This is a genomic window from Psychroflexus sp. ALD_RP9 (assembly GCF_017311165.1).
Classification (GTDB): domain Bacteria; phylum Bacteroidota; class Bacteroidia; order Flavobacteriales; family Flavobacteriaceae; genus Psychroflexus.
Genome location: NZ_CP062973.1, coordinates 448,335 through 469,730 on the forward strand (window position 1 = coordinate 448,335; position 21,396 = coordinate 469,730).

Annotated in this window: 18 protein-coding genes; 6 read left to right on the top strand and 12 right to left on the bottom strand. The window is 33.7% G+C overall.

Annotation, left to right across the window (positions count from 1 at the left end; translation table 11 throughout):
• Position 1 precedes the first annotated feature (1 nt).
• A complete protein-coding gene (locus IMZ30_RS02075) occupies positions 2 to 784 on the bottom strand; it encodes a S1/P1 nuclease (RefSeq protein WP_207038895.1) in 783 nt (260 codons plus the stop codon).
• A gap of 71 nt (positions 785 to 855) precedes the next feature.
• On the opposite strand from IMZ30_RS02075, the gene IMZ30_RS02080 reads away from it, so the two are divergent.
• Genes IMZ30_RS02080 through IMZ30_RS02095 form a run of 4 tightly spaced genes read left to right on the top strand, consistent with a single transcriptional unit; the run spans position 856 to position 4,580 of the window.
• Positions 856 to 1,773, top strand: a complete 918-nt coding sequence (locus IMZ30_RS02080; protein WP_207038896.1) for an alpha/beta hydrolase — start codon at positions 856 to 858, stop codon at positions 1,771 to 1,773.
• Between the two features lie 3 nt (positions 1,774 to 1,776).
• Positions 1,777 to 2,580, top strand: coding sequence for a Cof-type HAD-IIB family hydrolase (locus tag IMZ30_RS02085; protein ID WP_207038897.1), 804 nt, complete (start codon positions 1,777 to 1,779; stop codon positions 2,578 to 2,580).
• Between the two features lie 4 nt (positions 2,581 to 2,584).
• Positions 2,585 to 3,853, top strand: coding sequence for a DUF819 domain-containing protein (locus IMZ30_RS02090; protein WP_207038898.1), 1,269 nt, complete (start codon positions 2,585 to 2,587; stop codon positions 3,851 to 3,853).
• A gap of 10 nt (positions 3,854 to 3,863) precedes the next feature.
• Positions 3,864 to 4,580: a DUF4369 domain-containing protein gene (locus IMZ30_RS02095; RefSeq protein WP_207038899.1), complete on the top strand. Its 717-nt coding sequence runs from the start codon at positions 3,864 to 3,866 to the stop codon at positions 4,578 to 4,580.
• Between the two features lie 35 nt (positions 4,581 to 4,615).
• Here IMZ30_RS02095 and IMZ30_RS02100 read toward each other — a convergent pair whose 3' ends face one another.
• The 8 genes from IMZ30_RS02100 to IMZ30_RS02135 form a co-directional block, all read right to left on the bottom strand.
• A complete protein-coding gene (locus IMZ30_RS02100) occupies positions 4,616 to 4,882 on the bottom strand; it encodes a hypothetical protein (protein ID WP_207038900.1) in 267 nt (88 codons plus the stop codon).
• A 30-nt stretch (positions 4,883 to 4,912) separates the two neighbouring features.
• Positions 4,913 to 5,896, bottom strand: a complete 984-nt coding sequence (locus IMZ30_RS02105) for a type I phosphomannose isomerase catalytic subunit (RefSeq protein WP_207038901.1) — start codon at positions 5,894 to 5,896, stop codon at positions 4,913 to 4,915.
• The gene (locus tag IMZ30_RS02110) at positions 5,893 to 6,348 is read right to left on the bottom strand and encodes a peroxiredoxin (protein ID WP_207038902.1); all 456 of its coding nucleotides are present in this window, start codon (positions 6,346 to 6,348) and stop codon (positions 5,893 to 5,895) included. Before IMZ30_RS02110 ends, IMZ30_RS02105 begins: the two co-directional genes overlap by 4 nt.
• Before the next feature lie 4 nt (positions 6,349 to 6,352).
• Entirely contained in the window at positions 6,353 to 6,763 is a 411-nt protein-coding gene (locus IMZ30_RS02115) for a 6-pyruvoyl trahydropterin synthase family protein (RefSeq protein ID WP_207038903.1), read from the bottom strand.
• Between the two features lie 5 nt (positions 6,764 to 6,768).
• Complete coding sequence (gene idi, locus IMZ30_RS02120; RefSeq protein ID WP_207038904.1) at positions 6,769 to 7,305, bottom strand: isopentenyl-diphosphate Delta-isomerase; 537 nt, start codon at positions 7,303 to 7,305, stop codon at positions 6,769 to 6,771.
• 78 nt (positions 7,306 to 7,383) lie between these two features.
• Positions 7,384 to 9,690, bottom strand: a complete 2,307-nt coding sequence (locus IMZ30_RS02125) for an OmpA family protein (RefSeq protein ID WP_207038905.1) — start codon at positions 9,688 to 9,690, stop codon at positions 7,384 to 7,386.
• Positions 9,691 to 9,692: 2 nt separating this feature from the next.
• Positions 9,693 to 10,595 (bottom strand): type IX secretion system membrane protein PorP/SprF, encoded by a 903-nt coding sequence (locus IMZ30_RS02130; RefSeq protein WP_242529687.1) that lies wholly within the window; start codon positions 10,593 to 10,595, stop codon positions 9,693 to 9,695.
• 48 nt (positions 10,596 to 10,643) lie between these two features.
• On the bottom strand, positions 10,644 to 15,419 hold the full coding sequence (locus IMZ30_RS02135; RefSeq protein WP_207038907.1) for an SdrD B-like domain-containing protein: 4,776 nt from the start codon (positions 15,417 to 15,419) through the stop codon (positions 10,644 to 10,646).
• A gap of 112 nt (positions 15,420 to 15,531) precedes the next feature.
• Between IMZ30_RS02135 and IMZ30_RS02140 the strand changes: the two genes are divergently transcribed.
• Positions 15,532 to 17,118 carry a peptide chain release factor 3 gene (locus IMZ30_RS02140; protein ID WP_207038908.1) on the top strand — a complete coding sequence of 529 codons (1,587 nt, stop codon included), beginning with the start codon at positions 15,532 to 15,534 and terminating at the stop codon, positions 17,116 to 17,118.
• A 217-nt stretch (positions 17,119 to 17,335) separates the two neighbouring features.
• Here the strand turns inward: IMZ30_RS02140 and IMZ30_RS02145 are convergent, their stop codons facing one another.
• Complete coding sequence (locus IMZ30_RS02145; protein WP_207038909.1) at positions 17,336 to 18,316, bottom strand: PLP-dependent cysteine synthase family protein; 981 nt, start codon at positions 18,314 to 18,316, stop codon at positions 17,336 to 17,338.
• 66 nt (positions 18,317 to 18,382) lie between these two features.
• Positions 18,383 to 19,624 carry an ABC transporter permease gene (locus IMZ30_RS02150; RefSeq protein ID WP_207038910.1) on the bottom strand — a complete coding sequence of 414 codons (1,242 nt, stop codon included), beginning with the start codon at positions 19,622 to 19,624 and terminating at the stop codon, positions 18,383 to 18,385.
• On the opposite strand from IMZ30_RS02150, the gene IMZ30_RS02155 reads away from it, so the two are divergent.
• A complete protein-coding gene (locus IMZ30_RS02155) occupies positions 19,624 to 20,826 on the top strand; it encodes an exo-beta-N-acetylmuramidase NamZ domain-containing protein (protein WP_207038911.1) in 1,203 nt (400 codons plus the stop codon). The two genes, IMZ30_RS02150 and IMZ30_RS02155, sit on opposite strands and share 1 nt — an antisense overlap.
• A gap of 53 nt (positions 20,827 to 20,879) precedes the next feature.
• Here the strand turns inward: IMZ30_RS02155 and IMZ30_RS02160 are convergent, their stop codons facing one another.
• Complete coding sequence (locus tag IMZ30_RS02160) at positions 20,880 to 21,305, bottom strand: OsmC family protein (RefSeq protein ID WP_207038912.1); 426 nt, start codon at positions 21,303 to 21,305, stop codon at positions 20,880 to 20,882.
• Between the last annotated feature and the right edge of the window lie 91 nt (positions 21,306 to 21,396).

Sequence of the window (21,396 nt, forward strand, 5' to 3'; positions counted from 1 at the left end):
TCTACCCAAATATTTCGTTTAGTATAATTGCTAACCTAATTCCACCTTTATTTAGTTGTAGTTTAACTACTTCAAACCACTGATACATGTATTTATAACTTAGATTTTCATTAGCTTCAGCAGAGTTATATACTTTTATTGTCAACTCTCTTGTATCTTCAACCCAATCTAGTAAACTTCCTTTTTGAATTTCCACCAATTGATGTTTTGATAAAGGATCTAAGTTATCGGCTAATTCTGAGTAACTCATATTGTAACTTCTAATCATTTCAGTATCCCAAACTCTATGCATATTTGAATTTTTATAAAACCATTTCACTTTAAAATCATTTGCTCCACGATCTTCTTTTTTCCCAAAATGAAGCGGCTGATGCATATCACCAATTAAATGAACTAACATCTTCAGATAAAAAACTTTATCACTTTTTGATGCTTTTTTATCTTTTAAGACTTCAAAACATTTTTTAATACCGATAACAATATCACCTTTCTCACTTGGTTTAGACTCTAAATAAGTCATGTGAAAGTCAACATTTGCATAGTGCCAAGGCTTAAATTTATCAAATTTATTATTACTTTTAATCTCATCAGCATAAGTAGAGATTACAGCTAGACTTTGTCCATCAAGTAACTTTGAGATTTTTCGTTTTGCCCTTTTAGTCAAATATTGCTCTGCAACTTCTCCTACAACACGGTGACCATTCTGTCCCCAATCATGATAATTTAAATGCGGATTTGCAAACACTGAAAAATTTAAAACTAATGACAATAAGATTAACTTCATGAGTATTTTTTTACAAATATAAGTTGTGTAGCTTTACCTTAATATTAATTTTACAAACCAAACGAAATAATATGAGAGTCACCATTATACTTTTTTTCCTTTTATCAACAAATGTTCATTTCTGCCAAGAGGTGAAAGAAATAGAAATTGATTCCATCATCAAAGGTGAGTTAACCCTTGTAAACTCGAAAAATAGCAATCCTTTAGTTATTTTAACTCAAGGCTCAGGGCCAACCGATCGAAACGGAAATCAAGGCATGATGATGAGCAATCACAGTAAATTACTGACTGATAGTTTAAAAAATCGTGGAATTAATAGCTTTCGATATGATAAAAGAACAATACATTATATAAACCGCAAAAGTATACCGAATAACATAAAATTTAATGATTTTGTTTTAGACTTAGTAAAAGTCATCAGGTACTTTAAAAAGAATGGTTTTACAAATATTCACTTAATTGGTCACAGTCAAGGTTCCTTAGTAAGTCTTAAAGCAGCTGATATTGAGCCTGTTAAATCTATTATTTCAATTGCTGGAACAGCAAGAACAATCGATTTGGTTTTAACTGAACAAATTACAGCACAATACCCAAGTTTAAAGTCATCACTAAAGAAAAGTTTTAAAGAGCTCAGAGAAAAAGACACTATAGTTAATGTCAATCCATTCTTAAAATCAATTTTTTTACCTCAAAACCAAAAGTTCATAAATAGTTGGGTTAAAATTAATCCTGCAGAAGTTTTGAAAAAGTTAGATGAAACTCCTATTTTAGTTATTCACGGCACAAAAGATATTCAAGTACCGATTGAAGATGCTAAAAAAATTGACAGTATAGCAAATCATTCAAAATTAATTGAAATTAAAAATATGAACCACGTATTTAGAATAATTGAAGGGGATCGAAATGAAAACTTAGCTTCATATTCTAATCCAAAACAACCGATTTCTTCTGAAATGATAAAAGCAATTTCAACTTTTGTTACGCAATAATTTATGGACGTAAAATTAATTTTTAGTGATATTGATGGTACTTTATTAAACAATAAACGAGAGATTTCTACTGAAACTAAAGCCGCTGTCAATCGCATAAATCATTTGCCCTTCATTTTAATTTCATCACGAATGCCATCTGCAATAATCCATTTACAAAAAGATTTAAATATTGAAGACTTACCAATAATTGCTTACAATGGTGGATTAATTCTAGACTCTAATACAGTCCTAGAATCAACTGAAATCAGTTTTAAAATTACACAAGAAATTGTAAAAATCAATCAAAACAAAACCCATTTAAGCCTATATCATCACAACAATTGGTTTGTACCAGAACACGATCACTGGACAAAACGTGAAATAAACAATACTAAAGTCCAACCAAAGGTTCAAAGCTACACAGAAAGTTTAAGCTTTTTAGAAAAAAATAACTTTGGAACACACAAAATCATGTGTATGGGCGAAGAAGTTAATATCAATAATCTTTATAATTCGCTTTACACCAGGTTTTCAAATCAAATTCACTTATATCGTTCTAAACCAACTTATATTGAAATTGCACCAAAACAAATTTCAAAATTAAGCGCTATAAAGCTTCTTATCAATCAGGTCTTTAGTAATTTAAATATTAAACAATGCTTAGCATTTGGAGATAATTACAATGATATTGAAATGCTTGATGGCGTTGGTTATGGCGTTGCAGTTAATAATGCTAAGCCAGAAGTTAAAAAAATTGCTCAACACATTACTTTAGACGCTAAACAACATGGCGTTGCTCATTTTTTAAATAATTTCTTTAATTAATTATATGGATAAACAAACAACTTTTTTTAATAATGATGCGATTGTTCTAGGTATTTTAATGCTTAGTATTGCTGCTATTTTTTATACAGCAAGTCGAAAACAAGGCTTTTGGAATAAGTTTTATAAGGTTGTACCTGCCTTATTAATGTGTTATCTTTTACCTGCAATATTTAATTCTTTAGGTATAATAGATGATTCTACATCTAAACTTTACCATGTGGCAAGTCGATATTTTTTACCGGCTTCATTGGTATTAATGACTTTAAGCATCGATTTAAAGGCTATTAAAAATTTAGGGCCAAAAGCTTTAATTATGTTTTTTACTGGTACAGTTGGTATTGTAATTGGCGGACCCATAGCCATTTTAATCATTTCTACATTTTCACCTGAAACAGTTGGCGGAAATGGTTTTGATGCTATTTGGAGAGGATTATCTACCTTGGCCGGAAGCTGGATTGGTGGCGGTGCTAATCAAGCTGCAATGCTCGAAATTTTTAAATATAACCCTGATAAATATGGAGGCATGGTTTTGGTAGATATTATTGTTGCCAATCTCTGGATGGCCATCATTTTACTAGGTATAGGCCGTAAAAATCAAATTGATAATTGGCTAAAAGCCGATACTTCAGCAATTGAAAGTTTAAAACAAAAAGTTATTAAATTTAGCGATAGTGTTTCTAAAAAACCAGACTTAAAGGATTACATGATAATGCTTGGGCTTGCTTTTGGCGCTGTTGGATTAGCACATTGGGGAGCAGATTTTATATCAGGATTTTTAAGCTCTAACTTTGAAGCTTTTAATGACAAATCATCTTCACTTGCCTCATTCACATCAAAATTTTTCTGGATGATCACTATTGCAACAGCCGTAGGCGTTGCCTTGTCATTTACCAAAGCAAAAAATTATGAAGGCGCTGGTGCAAGCAAACTCGGCAGTGTTTTTATTTATTTCTTAGTGGCTACTATAGGTATGAAAATGGATTTAGGAATGGTTTTCGAAAATCCTGGACTAATACTTATAGGTTTAGTCTGGATGTCTATTCACGCTGGCTTACTCATCTTAGTCGCCAAATTAATTAAAGCACCTTACTTCTTTTTAGCAGTTGGCAGCCAAGCTAATGTTGGCGGCGCAGCTTCAGCACCTGTTGTAGCAAGTGCGTTTCATCCATCTCTTGCTAGTGTTGGCGTCTTACTTGCTGTATTTGGTTATGTTGTAGGAACTTATGCTGCTCTTGCTTGTACTTTTTTAATGGAAACTGCTTCAAAATTTTAATTTAAAACAAATGAAAAAAATCACGATTACTTTAATGGCCTGCATCGGAATTTTATCCTGCACAAACCAAGAAAATCAACTTCATGTTAATGGTAAAATTGAAGGCTTAAAAAAAGGGACACTATATCTTCAGTCATTCCAAGATTCAAGCTTTAATAATCTTGACTCAATAATATTGAAAGGTTCAGGTGAGTTTGATTTAAATGGACAAATTTCAGAACCTCAAATTTTAGCTTTAAAACTGAACGATAAAAGCAAAGATGAAGATTTTAAACGCTTGTATTTTTTTGGAGACCCGAATGAAGCCTATACAGTTAATACAACTTTAGATGGCTTTATTGTCAATCAAAAAATTTTAACAAATTCTAAAAACCAGCAAAAACTAGAAGAGTTTAATGCTATATTTAAAAAATTTAACGATGCAAACTTAGACCTTATTGCCAAAAGCTTTGAAGAAAAAAACAGCAAAACATTAGACATTAAAAAACAAGATAGTCTTCAAAAAAGCTACAATAATTTATTAAAACGTAAATATCTTTACACTGTAAATTTTGCTATTAACAATAAAGACTTAGAAGTTGCTCCTTATGTGATGTTAGCTGAAGCTTATGATGCCAATATTGCCTATCTCGATACAGTTTATAAAAGCTTAAAACCTAAAATTCAAAAAAGCCTATATGGCCAACAACTAAAAGATTTAATAGATAATATAAAAAAAGCCGACTAAGTTTGTCGGCTTTTTTTATTTAATAAGATTGATTTTTATAGTTGATTTAATCGCTCAATAAACGTATTGAGTTTTTCTTCTATATCAGATTTAACAGTTTCTAAATGCTTCGCTCGATGCTCAACATCTTTGCGGTTTATTTCCGATATGAAATGATCAAAACTATCAATTATATCATCAATTAATTGCTCAGATTCAACCTTATCTTCTTTGTTATTAACTTGTTGATGAACTAAAATAGCGTCAATTACCTCACCGTAGGTATTATTCAAATCGTTTTTTAAGTCTCTTATACTTGCCATAAATATTTTTTTTGCAAAAGTAAGTCAAATTTACAAGCTAACCTCTAATAATTTGCAATTCGTACTATTTAGCTCTATTCCATCAACACAAGCTGGAACAAAAAGTGTTTCACCTTTGTTAATTCGATATAAAATAGAATTGTAAGTGAATTTAAAATGGCCTTCTACACACATTAAAACCACAAAATTTTTATGGTTTGAATAATTCAACAGATTTAAACCTTCCTTCAAGTTTAGAAAATTTGTTTTAAAATATTTACAATGCACGAGTTTTACAGGAACAGTTGAATTTTTATCATAATCTATTTTAAAATTATAATTGGTATTAAAATTAATGGCCTCTAAAGCTTCAGAAGTATGTAAATCACGCGAGTGGCCATTGCTATCTACTCTATTCCAATCGAAAATACGATAAGTAATATCAGAGGTTTGCTGTATTTCAGCTAAAACAACGCCTTTGCCAATAGCATGTACTAAACCTGGCTCAATAAAAAAAACGTCTCCAGCTTTAACAGGTATTTTTTGAAGATGCTCAACTAAAGTACCTTTTTTTACGGCTTCAATGTACTCTTGCTTAGAAAGTTTTTTGTTAAAATCTATGATAATAAAAGCATCTTGATCTGATGCCATGATGTACCACATTTCAGTTTTACCAAAAGAGTTATGCTTTTTCTTAGCTATACTATCATCTGGATGAAGCTGAACAGAAAGTGTTTGTTTTGCATCAATAAATTTAAAAAGTATAGGGAATGTTTTACCAAATCGGGATACACAATCTAATCCTAAAAATTCTTCAGCTGAAGTTTCAATAAAATTGTTGAGGCTTAAACCCTTAAATTGTTCTGGAAAATCTACTTCAGAAACATGACCTTCAACTTGTGACAATTCCCAACTTTCGCCTATTTGATTTGACTTAGATTGCTTATTATATTGATTAATTAACTTTTGACCACCCCAAATTTTTCCTTTCAAAATTGGTCTAAATTTTAGTGGCATCAACTGTGAAAACTTCATTCTAAATTTTTAATAACTTTTAAGGCTTTTTGCATGTGCTTAGAGGCGTCCAAGTTATTAAATTTATATACAAGTTGTCCATTTTTATTGAAAACAAAAGTTTCTCGACCTGGCACTAAGCCCAATAAACTCTTTTTTACACCAAATTTTTTACGGAGTTTTCCGCTAGGGTCTGATAAAAGAGTGAATGGCAAATTATGCTTTTTAGAAAATTTTTCATGAGAAGACTGATTATCGCTACTTACACCGATAACCTCGGCACCTAGCTCTTTAAAATCTTCATAACTATCTCTAAAATTACAAGCTTCTTTTGTGCATCCTGGCGTAAAGTTTTTAGGGTAAAAGTAAAGTACAAAAGCTTGCTTTCCTTTTAAGCTATCAATATTAAATTCATCACCGTTTTGGTCTTTTAGTTTAAAATCAGGTATAATATTACCTTTTTCAAGTGCCATAAATTTAAGCTTTATAGGTTACAAAATTTCTTGGGGTTTCGTAAAGAGTTACTTCTAAATCAAGTGATTGGTCTAAGTGTGGTCTTAGATTATTCCATATAACAACAGAGATATTTTCAGCAGTAGGATTAAGGTTCTTAAAAACATCAACTTGTTCATTTAAATTTTTATGATCAAATTGGTCCTCAACTTCTGTTTTAATCAAATCTTTTAAAACTTTCATATCAATAACATAGCCCGTTTCTGGATTTATTTCTCCAGTTACTGAAACTATTAGCTCGTAATTATGCCCATGAAAATGTGGATTATTACATTTACCAAAAACGGCTTCGTTTTTATCTTCACTCCAGTCTTTTCTGTATAAGCGGTGAGCGGCATTAAAATGTGCTTTTCTGTGAACAGTAACCTTAGCCATAGTATTTAGTTTTTAAGTTTCATTTGGTCGTAGTGTTTTTCAAAAATAATTTTAAACCATTCTGTATAATGATGTGGATTTTTTTGAATGTCAATTTTAATATCATCAAGTTCCATCCATTTCCAATCGTTAACTTCTTCAGGGTTAATATTAGGTGACTGATTATATCGACCTATTAAAATATAATCAAATTCATGTTCAGTTAAACCATTTTCAAATGGAGCCTTGTAAATAAAAGATATGGTTTCTTCTAATTCTGTAGTAAATCCCATTTCTTCTTGTAATCGTCGTTTACCAGCTTCAATATTAGTTTCACCTTGTTGTTGATGGCTACAGCAAGTGTTTGTCCATAATCCTGGTGTGTGATATTTTGTTAAAGCGCGCTGCTGAAGCATTAATTGGTTTTTATCGTTGTAAATAAATACAGAAAATGCGCGGTGAAGCAAAGCTTTTTCATGAGCTTCAATTTTTTCCATTAAACCGAGTTCATGGTCATTTTCATCGACGAGAATCACATATTTATTTGCTGAAATTTTAGTCATATTACAAGTATATCTACAAATAAAAAGCGCTTGAATTTAACAAGCGCTTATTTATGAATTATTTAGTAGTTTATGAAATCAAAATCTTGTTTTACCTTTTAAACCTACGGTAAAAGCACCTTTTATTCCAGCTTCTCTTACTTTAGCTTTGTAACGGTCTGCTTCTACTCTTGTTTCAAAAATGCCTGAATAATAGCGTTTATAACCGTCTGGATAAGTATAAAAATAAACATTTTGAAATTGAGGGAATTTTGGATTTTTCCCTGGTTGATAAGCTCCTATTTGTACTGTGTAAACTTCATTTGTTGAGTTTTCAAAGTCATAGCCAGAATTATTGAGTCCATTTTTTGGTAAAGATAATTGAGGCCTCTGATTTTGTTTGTTTAAAACCTTGCTGTAAACTTCTGCTCTTATAGATTCTGGAGTTTCATTTTCATTAAGAATAATAAATTCGGCACGCCGGTTTAAGGCGTGTTCGGCTTCGCTACAATTTACGCCATTAGAACAACGGTTAACTAATTGTGTTTCACCATAACCACGACCTGATATTCTCGTTGAATTGACACCTTTTGTCGTGATGTAAGCCATAGCAGATTTAGCACGTTTATCTGATAAGATTTTATTATAGGCATCACCAGCACGACTATCAGTATGAGAACGAATATCAATTTTCATTTTAGGATATTGCCTTAGTACAGCAATGACTTTTTGGAGTTCTACTTCAGCATCCGGTCTTATGTTAGCTTCATCAAGGTCGAAATAAATTGGGTCAAGTTGAAGTAAGTCTTTTAAATCATCACCCTTTGAGGCCTTTGTTACTCCTAGTTCGCTACCTTTATTTACTTCAAAGTTTTGATTTAATTCACCTTCGTAATTAGAACCTGTTTTTACTAAATCTTCAATTGTAGAGAAGCCATCTTTAGAAACACGAACAACATAACGTTTATCGCAATCTACATCAAATTTGTAATTACCTTGACTATCGGTTAATGTAGTTTCAATTAATTTTAAATTCTCATCAAACAACTCTACTTTAACCTCATTAATTCCCTCTTCGCTATTGGTGGTAGAAATGTAGCCACTTAAATATTGAGTACAGTTAGTTATAAGTTTATCGGTTTGGTTTAAAATATAAATATCATCTCCACCAACTCCACCATCGCGATTAGAAGCAAATAAACCTTGCTTAGTTTTAGTGTTTAAGTAAAGACTAAAATCATCTTTAGGACTATTGACTGGTCTACCTACATTAAACACATCGCCGTAAGTTCCATCTTTTTTAATAACGCTTACAAAAACATCGAGACCACCTAAACCAATATGACCGTTTGATGAAAAATACAATAAATTATCTTCATCTACATAAGGAAAGTTTTCCTTAAATTCAGTGTTAATTTTATCACCTAAGTTAATAGGTTTAGAATAGCTGCCATCAGAGTCTATATCTACGTAAAAAATGTCTGACATACCTTTCGTTCCTGGCATATCTGAAGCAAAATATAACTTGTTTTCCTCTGGATTTAAACATGGATGTGCAACTGAATATTCATCGCTATTAAATGGTAACTCTACAGGATCTGACCAAACACCATCTTGTTTAAGGGTTGACTTATAAAGCTTAAGATAATTGTAACCTTTAGCACTTTTACCAAACTTATTTTTTGTGAAATTATTTCTTGTAAAATAAATGGTTTTCCCATCTTTAGTAATAACAGCTGAAGACTCATGAAATTTTGAATTTAAAACATCTGGCAATCGAGTTACATTACCTGAGGGTTTTAAAGAGTCGTTTAAAGAGACTTTGTATAAATCTAGATAAGGCTCGTTATTCCACTCATGAATTCTTTGTACTGATGAGGCTTGTTTTCGGTTTGAAGCAAAAATCAGTAATGTATCATTAATCACTTTAGGAGCAAAATCAGATAGCTCAGAATTTATATTGATGGTATCTAAACTGAATTTACCTGATTGCATCTCTATCAGTTCTAAATAATTAGGCTCAACTTTTGTAGATGTTGAATCGTCAAAATACAAAGACTCATACTTTAAAATTAATGAATCGGCAATGGCATATTTTTGTTGGGACTTTAAGCTTTGTGCATATCTAAAAAGATAAGATTTATCTTGCTCTTTATTTAAATTAAATAGTTTAGAATACCATTTTTCAGCATTTTCTAAATCATTATTAAAATAATATGAATCTCCTAATTTTTTAAATAAATTTTCAGACTCAAACCCAGCATTGGCGACTTCTAGATAAATTTTTTGTGCATCTATAAATGCATAACTATCAAACATTTTATTAGCTTCTTCAAGTTTACTTTTTTGTGAAAAACCAGAAAACTGAAAAAGTAGCAGAATTATATATAAAAATTTTAGCTTCATAATTAAAAGAATCTTGGCGTATACATTTTTTTATACCGTTTAAATAATTCAAACCTTAAGAAAAACTCTATTGAGCCATCATTATAGTTTGAAATATCTGAAATCGAGGAGTCGTATGACAAACCTAACAAAATAGAATCTGACGCTTGAAAACCAAACAAACCACTAAAAGCACTATCAAAACGATAAGCTGTACCTAAGGTAAATTTATCATTAAACAAAAAGTTTGTAGAAACTTCTGCTAATAACGGTGAGCCACTTACATGCCTCAATAAAACAGATGGTTTAAATTTTATATTTTTATTAATATCTAAAACTACACCAGATGTAATATAGTAGTGTACACGATCACGGAGTTCAACATTTTCGTTAGTGCTTCCTTCAAAATGATTAGTTCTAAGTAAAGCCGGCGAGCTTATACCAACATAATATACATCATTGCTTAATAGTACTCCTAATCCAAATTGTGGTGAAATTTTATTTTCGATATTATTTGCAAATAGTGGATCAGTATTATCTTCAATATTAAGCTTATTGAAATCAACATTTAAAAGCCTAGCTCCTGCGTTTAAGCCAAATCGAATTTTAGCAAAGCGGGTTAATTGTATAGAATAACTATAAACTGCACTTAAATATGTATCAGATACAACACCAATTTTATCATTGACTATAGATAAACCCAAGCCCATTTGCTCATTTTTAAGCGGAGAATGAACTGTTAATGTTTGAGTTTGTGGAGCATCATCAAAACCTAACCACTGAGATCTATGCAAAAGTGTTGCGCTTAAAACGTCTCTTGACCCTGCATAAGCTGGATTAATTGACATGGTATTATACATATATTGTGTAAAATTAGGGTCTTGTTGAGCATTTGTACTTATTGCACAAATTAGCGAAACAAACAAGAATAATAGTTTTAAACTTATGTTATTTAATAGCTTATAAAACATTGATTAATTATTTAAGTATAAGTAACCTGTTTGCTTCTTTGTAGCGCCTTGGTTATTAACATACTGTAAAATATAAAAATAAATTCCTGAAGGTAGCAAATCACCCTTTTGTATTGTAATAGATCCTTCACTTTTACCTTCAAATCGAATTGAAGTATTATTGTATCCGTTAGAATTATAAACCTCATTACCTTGACGGTTAAAAATTTGAACCGAATTTTGTGGAAAATTCTCTATTCCTTGAATTTTAAAGAAATCATTTTTACCATTTCCATCAGCAGATACCGCATTGTAGATGATTAAACCATCATCAATTTCTTCAAAGGTAAAACCATCGTTCTCTGTAAATGTATTTATCGCTGGCGGTGCAAATGTTATGGTAGGGTCTGTCCCTTCTGTTTGGGTAAAGCCTGTAGGGAAGTCCACATCTGTTTCATCTATGTCTGAAATAATATTTCCTGCTGTAACCGTTGCTAACCAATTGCCTGATGCATCGGTTGTTACAGTTTGCTGATTACCAAAATCATCGGTGATTTCTACATCGATATTGGCTAAATCAGGTTCACCAGCATCTTGAGTGCCATTTCCATTGGTGTCTTCATATAAATGACCGTTTACTTCAGCTGTCACTGTTTCATCAGGCACAAAAAAACCATCTTCATCTGATAAAATAGTCTGATCTTGTAAAACTGTTGTTGTGGTTGGGTCTGTCCCTGCTGTTTGTATCGCTAGTGCTGGAAAATCAGGATCGGCTTCATCTATATCTGAAATCGCATCACCTATAGGCAATTCAATACTCCAATCGCCATTAACATCTGTCGTAACAATTGAAATATCACCATTAATATCTGTGATTTCTACATCAACATTAGCTAAGTCTGGTTCACCGGCATCTTGAGCGCCATTACCATTGGAATCTTCATATAAATGACCAGTTAAAATACCTAATTCTAGGACTGTTGGATCGGTAAAACCATCGTTCTCTGTAAATGTATTTATCGCTGGCGGTGCAAATGTTATGGTAGGGTCTGTCCCTTCTGTTTGGGTAAAGCCTGTAGGGAAGTCCACATCTGTTTCATCTATGTCTGAAATAATATTTCCTGCTGTAACCGTTGCTAACCAATTGCCTGATGCATCGGTTGTTACAGTTTGCTGATTACCAAAATCATCGGTGATTTCTACATCGATATTGGCTAAATCAGGTTCACCAGCATCTTGAGTGCCATTTCCATTGGTGTCTTCATATAAATGACCGTTTACTTCAGCTGTCACTGTTTCATCAGGCACAAAAAAACCATCTTCATCTGATAAAATAGTCTGATCTTGTAAAACTGTTGTTGTGGTTGGGTCTGTCCCTGCTGTTTGTATCGCTAGTGCTGGAAAATCAGGATCGGCTTCATCTATATCTGAAATCGCATCACCTATAGGCAATTCAATACTCCAATCGCCATTAACATCTGTCGTAACAATTGAAATATCACCATTAATATCTGTGATTTCTACATCAACATTAGCTAAGTCTGGTTCACCGGCATCTTGAGCGCCATTACCATTGGAATCTTCATATAAATGACCAGTTAAAAAACCAACTTCATCATCAGGAACTATAAACCCATCAATTTCGTTATAAGTCTCGCCACAAACCGCATCAAATGTAGTTGGATTAGTGCCTTCTAATTGAATTGCGCCACTAGGGAAATCAGGGTCAGCTTCTACAATTTCTATTGTAGTACTGCCTTGTGTCACGCGCACATCATATTCTCCATTGGCATCAGTGATTAAAGTGGTTTGAAAACCAGACGAAAAGGTCACCAACACATCTACACCAGGAATTCCAGATTCGGCAGCATCTTGTATACCATTACCGTTGTCGTCATTATAAACTACACCAAATACTTCTGCAGATTCAAAAAAACCATTTATATCGGTAATAGTTTGATCTGGTGCTAAGTTTAAGGTTGTCGGATTTGTCCCTTCAGTTTGAAATGCACATTCAGGAAAATCAGGATCAGTTACGTCAATTTCAAGTATCACATTTCCTGGCGGTAATTCAATCACATAATCACCATTAGCATCAGTTTCGACAACAGTAATATTTCCAAAAGTATCGGTTACGATGACATCTACATTTGGTAAATCTAATTCCGTTGCATTTTGAAATCCACTACCATTGGCATCTAAATATAAGTGACCAAATACGATTGATGGATTTGTATTTATAAAAAAACCGTCATTATCAGATAAAACACTTAGATTGGCTAGAACATTAGTCGTTGTTGGGTCTGTACCTTCAGTTTGAATGGCACTAAGAGGAAAATCAAGGTCAGATTGATCAATATCAGAAATTGCAGGACCAATTGGTAGTTCGATACTCCAATCTCCATTAGTATCTGTCTCTACAATTGAAACATCGCCATTAACATCGGTAATTTCAACATCTATATTAGCTAAGTCTGGTTCACCCGTGTCTTGAGTGCCATTTCCATTCGAATCTTCATATAAATGACCAGTTAAAATACCAACTTCATCATCAGGAACTATAAAACCATCAATTTCATTGTATGTCTCACCACAAACGGCATCAAATGTAGTCGGATTGGTACCTTCGGTTTGTACTGCTCCTGTCGGAAAATCAGCATCAGTCTCCACCACTTCTATCGTTGTGCTGCCTTGTGGAACGCGTACATCATATTCACCATTGGCATCAGTGATTAATGTCGTTTGAAATCCAGATGAAAAGGTCACCAACACATCTGAGCCAGGAATACCAGCTTCACCAGCATCTTGTGTACCATTACCATTAGCATCATTATAAACTACACCAAATACCTCAGATGACTCAAAGAAACCATCTATCTCTGAAATTGTTGTATTTACTATGATTGTTGATGTTGTTGGATTGGTCCCTTCTGTTTGAAATGCACATTCTGGAAAATCAGGGTCAGTCACATCTATTGTTGAAATTGCTGTACCAGCTGGCAAAACAACACTCCAATCTCCATTGGCATCGGTTTCAACTGTTTGAATGTTACCAAAGGCATCTTCAATAATTACATCTACATTAGGCAAATCAGGTTCGCCTGCGTTCTGAAAACTACTTCCGTTTACATCAAGATAAACATGTCCTTCTAAGGTGCCAAGCTCTTGAAAACCATCAATTTCATTGTATGTCTCACCACAAACGGCATCAAATGTAGTCGGATTGGTACCTTCGGTTTGTACTGCTCCTGTCGGAAAATCAGCATCAGTCTCCACCACTTCTATCGTTGTGCTGCCTTGTGGAACGCGTACATCATATTCACCATTGGCATCAGTGATTAATGTCGTTTGAAATCCAGATGAAAAGGTCACCAACACATCTGAGCCAGGAATACCAGCTTCACCAGCATCTTGTGTACCATTACCATTAGCATCATTATAAACTACACCAAATACCTCAGATGACTCAAAGAAACCATCTATCTCTGAAATTGTTGTATTTACTATGATTGTTGATGTTGTTGGATTGGTCCCTTCTGTTTGAAATGCACATTCTGGAAAATCAGGGTCAGTCACATCTATTGTTGAAATTGCTGTACCAGCTGGCAAAACAACACTCCAATCTCCATTGGCATCGGTTTCAACTGTTTGAATGTTACCAAAGGCATCTTCAATAATTACATCTACATTAGGCAAATCAGGTTCGCCTGCGTTCTGAAAACTACTTCCGTTTACATCAAGATAAACATGTCCTTCTAAGGTGCCAAGCTCTTGAAAACCATCAATTTCATTGTATGTCTCACCACAAACGGCATCAAATGTAGTCGGATTGGTACCTTCGGTTTGTACTGCTCCTGTCGGAAAATCAGCATCAGTCTCCACCACTTCTATCGTTGTGCTGCCTTGTGGAACGCGTACATCATATTCACCATTGGCATCAGTGATTAATGTCGTTTGAAATCCAGATGAAAAGGTCACCAACACATCTGCGCCAGGAATACCAGCTTCACCAGCATCTTGTGTACCATTACCATTAGCATCATTATAAACTACACCAAATACCTCTGATGACTCAAAGAAACCATCTATCTCTGAAATTGTTGTATTTACTATGATTGTTGATGTTGTTGGATTGGTCCCTTCTGTTTGAAATGCACATTCTGGAAAGTCAGGATCAGTAACATCTATTGTAACAGTTACATCGCCTCCAACAACTTGGGCAGACCACTCTCCATTAACATCTGTTTCAACAATTTGAATATTCCCAAATTGATCTTCTATAATTACATCTACATTTGGCAGGTTAGGCTCACCTGCATTCTGAAAACCACTACCGTTTAAATCATTATATAAAGAGCCTGAAATTTGCCCGACAAATGCATAACCATCTTTTCCAGTGTCAACAACTGTGTTCGCTACGACCGTAGCTGCACTCGGGTCTACACCTTCAGTTTGAAAAAAACCTGCTGGTAAATCTGTTGTATCAATAAACACGAGTGCCGATCCGGCAATAACATCAGCAACCCAATCACCGTTAGGATCTGTTTGTACCGTTTGCCCGTTATTGTTAGAATTAATGATTAAGACATCAACATTTTCTATTCCGGGCTCGCCAGCATCTTGGGTTCCATTTCCATTTGTATCAGCATAAACACGACCTGTTAGCTGACCTGTTTCAGCCATCGGTTCTAAAACCAAATCGATAAAGTTTATGGCCTGATCGTTAACAACCTGCGCATTAGATGCAGGCATCGAAAAATAAATCAGCATCAATGTTAAAATCAGTGATTTAACTTTCATGAGATAGTTTTTTTCAACAATGTAATTGGTTAGATATCACATTATTAATTAGTGTACTAAAGTAATGTTTTTTTTTAACATCACATTAGATTAGAAAAATTAAATTTGCGGCATGAAATTTATTGAAGAAATTAGCAGAAGAAGAACATTTGGAATTATTTCTCATCCAGATGCAGGTAAAACAACTTTAACCGAAAAGCTACTATTATTTGGAGGTGCTATTCAAGAAGCTGGCGCTGTAAAATCTAATAAAATTAAAAAAGGAGCAACAAGTGACTTTATGGAAATTGAACGCCAAAGAGGAATTTCGGTGGCGACTTCCGTTTTAGGATTTGATTATAAAAACAATAAAATCAACATCTTAGATACACCAGGTCACAAAGATTTTGCTGAAGACACTTACCGAACTTTAACTGCTGTAGATAGCGTTATTGTTGTCATAGATGTTGCAAAAGGTGTTGAAGAACAAACCGAAAAATTGGTTGAAGTTTGCCGCATGCGTAATATTCCGATGCTTGTATTTATCAATAAACTTGACCGTGAAGGTAAAGACGCTTTCGAACTACTCGATGAAATAGAACAAAAACTCAATTTAACAGTTACACCCTTAAGCTTCCCTATTGGAATGGGTTACGATTTTAAAGGTATTTACAATATCTACGAACAAAATGTCAATTTATTTACTGGAGACCCTAAAAAAGATATTGAAGACACTATTGAAATTAAAGACCTCAACACCAACCAAATAGACCAACTGATTGGTAGTGATTCTGCCAATCAATTACGCGAAGAACTTGAATTAGCTCAAGGCGTGTATCCTGAGTTTAATCAAAATGACTATGTAAATGGCAAGCTCCAGCCCGTATTTTTTGGTTCTGCATTGCATAATTTTGGAGTTCGTGAATTACTTGATTGTTTTGTAGACATTGCTCCTCCACCAAGACCAAAAACAAGCGAAGAACGCGAGGTTAAACCTACTGAAGATAAGTTTACTGGTTTTGTATTTAAAATTCATGCTAATATGGATCCCAAACACCGTGACAGACTTGCCTTTGTTAAAATAGTTTCCGGAAAGTTCGAACGTAATAAACCTTATCTTCATGTTAGACTAGGCAAAAAATTAAAGTTTTCAAGTCCAAATGCCTTTTTTGCTGAGAAAAAAGCCATTGTCGACGAAATGTTCCCTGGCGATATTGTAGGCTTGCACGATACTGGTAATTTTAAAATTGGAGACACACTAACTGAAGGTGAACAAATACATTACAAAGGTATTCCAAGTTTTTCACCTGAGCATTTTCGATACATCAACAATGCAGACCCGATGAAATCTAAACAGCTCAACAAAGGCATCGAGCAACTTATGGATGAAGGTGTCGCGCAGTTATTTACGCTAGAAATGAATAATCGAAAAATTATTGGGACAGTTGGCGCACTTCAATACGAAGTAATTCAATATCGACTAGAGCATGAGTATGGCGCCAAGTGTTCTTATGAAAACATCAACGTGCACAAAGCCTGTTGGGTTGAAACTGAAGATGAAAAAAGCGAAGAATTTCAAGAATTTAAACGTGTTAAATCAAAATATTTAGCCCACGACAAGCAAGGCCAATTGGTCTTTTTAGCAGATTCGGCTTTTTCTTTACAAATGACTGAGCAAAAATACCCGAGTATAAAATTTCACATCACATCTGAATTTTAAAAGCTAGGCTTTCTGGAGCTAAGAACCTGCTTTCCGTTTCAATTCCGCAGTGTTCAGCAAGTAAAACATCTACGCCACAAAAGCTTCATCTAGTCGCTTAGTGGCTTCTGTTTTTCTAGCTTCAAACTTTACGGGATTTACACTTCAATCAGGGCTAAAACCTAATTGAACTTAAAATAGTCTTACCATCATTAAAATTAAGATTATCTTCTAAACACTAATCAAGGTATCCCATTTTCTTCATCCAGTCATCATTATACATTTTACCAACATAACGACTGCCATGGTCATGAAATAAAACCACCACCACATCGTCTTTTTTGAAATGCTCTTTTAGTTGTAATAAGCCTTTAACAGCTGCACCGGCAGAATTTCCTAAAAACATACCTTCTTCTTTAGCTAATTTTTGCGTGTATACAGCAGCATCTTTATCAGTCACTTTAGTAAAGCCATCAATAACTTCAAAACGTACATTTTTAGGCAAAATATCTTCACCAATACCTTCAGTTACATAAGAATAGATTTCATTTTCATCAAAAATACCTGTTTCATGATATTTTTTAAAGACAGAACCATAAGTATCTATTCCCCAAACCTTCACATTTGGGTTTTGTAGTTTTAAATAACTTCCAACGCCAGAAATGGTACCACCTGTACCAACGCCAACCACAAAATGAGTTACTTTACCATCGGTTTGTTTCCAAATTTCTGGACCTGTTGTTAGGTAATGCGCTTTACAATTAGATGGGTTATCGTATTGGTTAACATACCATGAATTTGGCGTTTCTTCGGCTAGGCGCGCAGAAGTTGAATAATAAGAACGTGGATCGTCAGGTGCTACATCAGTTGGGCAAACGTGTACTTCACAACCAACGGCTCGTAAAATATCCATTTTCTCTTTACTTTGTTTATCACTTAATACACAAATAACTTTATAACCTTTTACAATAGCAACCAAAGCTAAACCCATGCCGGTATTACCAGAGGTACCTTCTATAATTGTTCCGCCAGGCTTTAAGCGTCCATCAGACTCTGCATCTTCAATCATCTGCAAAGCCATACGGTCTTTAACTGAATTTCCTGGATTAAAAGTTTCGTATTTAGCTAACACCAAAGCATCAATTTCATCTACAATAGAATTCATTTTAACCAATGGTGTGTTACCAATTGTTTCAATAATATTATTTGCGTAATTCATAGTCATTATTTACAACTGCAAACTTAAAAATATTCGTTTAGTAAAATGATTTTATTTTAAAAATGCTTAATCAAACTTCAAAGCTTTAACAGGAGAAATTTTAGCAACAATATAGGTTGGTAAAATCAACATCAGCAAACACAAGAATAAAGTTCCTAAATTAACCCCTAAAATATATGAAAGCTTGAGTTTAACAGGCACGTTGGTTACATAATATGAGCTAGCATCAAGCGGCATTAATTGAAAATGTTGTTGTAACAATAGTAAACCAATGCCAATAATATTTCCGATCACCAAACCTTTAAGCATAATAAAAACAGCATTATATAAAAACACCTTTCTAATCGTCCAATTACTTGCGCCGATAGCTTTAAAAACGCCTATCATTTGGCGACGTTCTAAAATAAGTACAAGTAAAGCTGTAATCATGTTTATACCGGCAACCAATACCATGATAATGAGTATAATTAAAGTATTAATATCAAATAGCTTTAACCATTCAAATATAGATGGATACATGGCTTTAATTGATTTAGCGTTTAAAAAAGAGCCGATTGATTCATAAATTTTAACAGCCACCTTGTCTATGTTCGAAAAGTCATCTATAAAGACTTCAAACTGACCAATTTGGTAATCTTCCCAATTATTAAGTCGTTGTATTTGTCTTAAATCACCGATTACATAAGTCTTATCGAAGTCTTGAAAACCTGAATTATATAGACCTACAATTTCGAAACCGACTGGTCTTGGTAATTGTTTAGAACTATCTTGGCGCATAAAATACATCACTAAGCGGTCTGAGACCTTCAACTGTAAACGATGAGCCAAATGCTCAGAAATCATGATCTCATCACTTGCTCTATTGGATTTCAAATTTGGAAAATGGCCTTCAATAATAAAATCTTCAAACCCATCTAAATTAAATAATGAGTCGACACCTTTTAAAACAACGCCTTCAAAGTCAGTTTCGGTTCTTATAATTCCCCATTTTGTTGCTGTAGCTTGTATATGGGAAACTTCGGGTACTTCATTAAATTCAGGGTAAAAATTTTGTCGGCGATCTATTGGCGTTAGATTTTCTTTAGAGACATTGCTTGTAAAACTCGTGATTACGACATGCCCATTAAAGGCCGCAATTTTTTCACGAATTTTTGTTTGTAAGCCTAAACTTGTACCAAAAGCAATTAGCATCACAATAATACCAAGGGCAATTGCCGTAATCGCAATTTTAATAATTGGTCCTGAAACACTACTTTTATAGTCGCTTTTAATTTGAAGACGTTTCGAAACAAAATAAGGAAAATTCAATGCAATATCGTTTTAAACAGCTGCTCAAAAATACCATTTTATTTTTGGTCTTGACCATAACTTCTTGCCAAGCTCAAACTTCAACAAAACAATCAGCCCAAACACCGATTTTAGGCGCAGAACAAATTGAAAATTATTTACCGATTATTAAAGGTAAAAACTTGGCGATTGTTGGTAACCAAACCTCTGTTATTCCTCATAAAAACGGCTACACTCACCTCGTCGACACTTTACTTAGTTACAATCAAAATATCTTAAAAGTATTTGCACCCGAGCATGGTTTTAGAGGTCAGGCTGACGCTGGTGAAAAAGTTAATAACAGTCGAGATGCTAAAACTGGCTTACCCATTATTTCGTTATATGGTCATCATAAAAAACCAACGCCAGAAGACCTTGCTGATGTAGACATGGTTATTTTTGATATTCAGGATGTTGGAGCAAGGTTCTATACTTATATTTCTACCCTGCATTATGTTATGGAAGCTTGTGCTGAGCAAGCTATACCATTACTTATACTTGATCGCCCCAACCCAAATGGCCATTATATTGACGGCCCTATTTTAGAACATCAATTTAAAAGTTTTGTAGGTATGCATCCTGTGCCTGTAGTTCATGGCTTAAGCATTGCTGAATATGCACAAATGATTAATGGTGAAGGTTGGCTAAACAATGGCATTAAAGCTAAATTAGAGCTCGTTAAATTGAAGCATTACAACAAAGCTGAAATTTACGAAGTCCCTATTAATCCTTCACCTAATTTACCAAACGCAAAAGCTATTAATTTATATCCAAGCTTATGTTTTTTCGAAGGCACTACCGTTAATGCTGGCCGCGGTACCAATCTGCAATTTCAAATTTACGGATCGCCTTTTTTAAAACAAGAAACTTATACATTTAACTTTACACCACAACCCAACAAGGGCGCAAAACACCCAAAACACGAGGCTAAACTTTGCTTTGGTGAAAACTTAAGCACAAGCCCACAATTAGCTGAACTCAATTTAAAGTGGCTTATTAAAGCATACAAGAACACTAAAAATCAAGATGATTTTTTTAATTCCTTTTTTAACAAACTCGCTGGTAACGCAAGTTTACAAGAACAAATCAAGGCAGGTAAAACTGCCGATGAAATTAAACAATCTTGGCAAAAAGGTTTAATTGAATACCAAAAAAAGATTGAACCTTACTTGTTGTATCAATAATAAACTTTAATAAGCATAAGGACATGCGCTACAGATGAGAAGCACTTAGAGAACTAAGCGTCTATTAATTGACCATTCAATTCTACTTGATAATTAATTTCAACACTTGTCTCGAGCATTTTAGAGACACTACAGTAAGAATCAAATGAAAGTTTAACTGCTCTTAAGGCTTTATTTTCAGGAATATCGCCTTCAATTTTAACCAGTAAATCAATGCTTTCAAACACTTTTGGTACGGTATCTTTTCTATGACCTTCAACTTCAACTTGTAAGTCATTTATGGTAAGTTGCTGCTTTTCGAGAATATGTACTATATCTATACTACTACAGCCAGCAATGCTCATCAAAATTAATTCCATTGGGCTAGCCGCTTGTGGGTTATCCGCTGTAGAATTATACAGATCTATTTCATGTCCTAAGCTGTTTTTGGCCTTAAAATGAACGTTTGAATTGGCTTGTTTATTGAGTTGTATCTTCATTTTAATTTTTGTTGCAAATTACGTGAAAATACAGTAGTTAACATCCTAAATATACGTTAAGCCGCATTTCTGTAGTAATAAATTTTTATAT

Excerpts from the sequence above, each read along its gene's own strand:
- IMZ30_RS02090 (WP_207038898.1), top strand. The coding sequence starts at position 2,585 with ATGGATAAACAAACAACTTTTTTTAATAATGATGCGATTGTTCTAGGT.
- IMZ30_RS02095 (WP_207038899.1), top strand. The coding sequence starts at position 3,864 with ATGAAAAAAATCACGATTACTTTAATGGCCTGCATCGGAATTTTATCC.
- IMZ30_RS02155 (WP_207038911.1), top strand. The coding sequence starts at position 19,624 with ATGCAATATCGTTTTAAACAGCTGCTCAAAAATACCATTTTATTTTTG.
- IMZ30_RS02085 (WP_207038897.1), top strand. The coding sequence starts at position 1,777 with ATGGACGTAAAATTAATTTTTAGTGATATTGATGGTACTTTATTAAAC.
- IMZ30_RS02115 (WP_207038903.1), bottom strand. The coding sequence starts at position 6,763 with ATGGCTAAGGTTACTGTTCACAGAAAAGCACATTTTAATGCCGCTCAC.
- IMZ30_RS02140 (WP_207038908.1), top strand. The coding sequence starts at position 15,532 with ATGAAATTTATTGAAGAAATTAGCAGAAGAAGAACATTTGGAATTATT.
- IMZ30_RS02080 (WP_207038896.1), top strand. The coding sequence starts at position 856 with ATGAGAGTCACCATTATACTTTTTTTCCTTTTATCAACAAATGTTCAT.
- IMZ30_RS02160 (WP_207038912.1), bottom strand. The coding sequence starts at position 21,305 with ATGAAGATACAACTCAATAAACAAGCCAATTCAAACGTTCATTTTAAG.
- idi (WP_207038904.1), bottom strand. The coding sequence starts at position 7,305 with ATGACTAAAATTTCAGCAAATAAATATGTGATTCTCGTCGATGAAAAT.
- IMZ30_RS02105 (WP_207038901.1), bottom strand. The coding sequence starts at position 5,896 with ATGAAGTTTTCACAGTTGATGCCACTAAAATTTAGACCAATTTTGAAA.
- IMZ30_RS02075 (WP_207038895.1), bottom strand. The coding sequence starts at position 784 with ATGAAGTTAATCTTATTGTCATTAGTTTTAAATTTTTCAGTGTTTGCA.
- IMZ30_RS02145 (WP_207038909.1), bottom strand. The coding sequence starts at position 18,316 with ATGAATTACGCAAATAATATTATTGAAACAATTGGTAACACACCATTG.
- IMZ30_RS02135 (WP_207038907.1), bottom strand. The coding sequence starts at position 15,419 with ATGAAAGTTAAATCACTGATTTTAACATTGATGCTGATTTATTTTTCG.
- IMZ30_RS02125 (WP_207038905.1), bottom strand. The coding sequence starts at position 9,690 with ATGAAGCTAAAATTTTTATATATAATTCTGCTACTTTTTCAGTTTTCT.
- IMZ30_RS02110 (WP_207038902.1), bottom strand. The coding sequence starts at position 6,348 with ATGGCACTTGAAAAAGGTAATATTATACCTGATTTTAAACTAAAAGAC.
- IMZ30_RS02100 (WP_207038900.1), bottom strand. The coding sequence starts at position 4,882 with ATGGCAAGTATAAGAGACTTAAAAAACGATTTGAATAATACCTACGGT.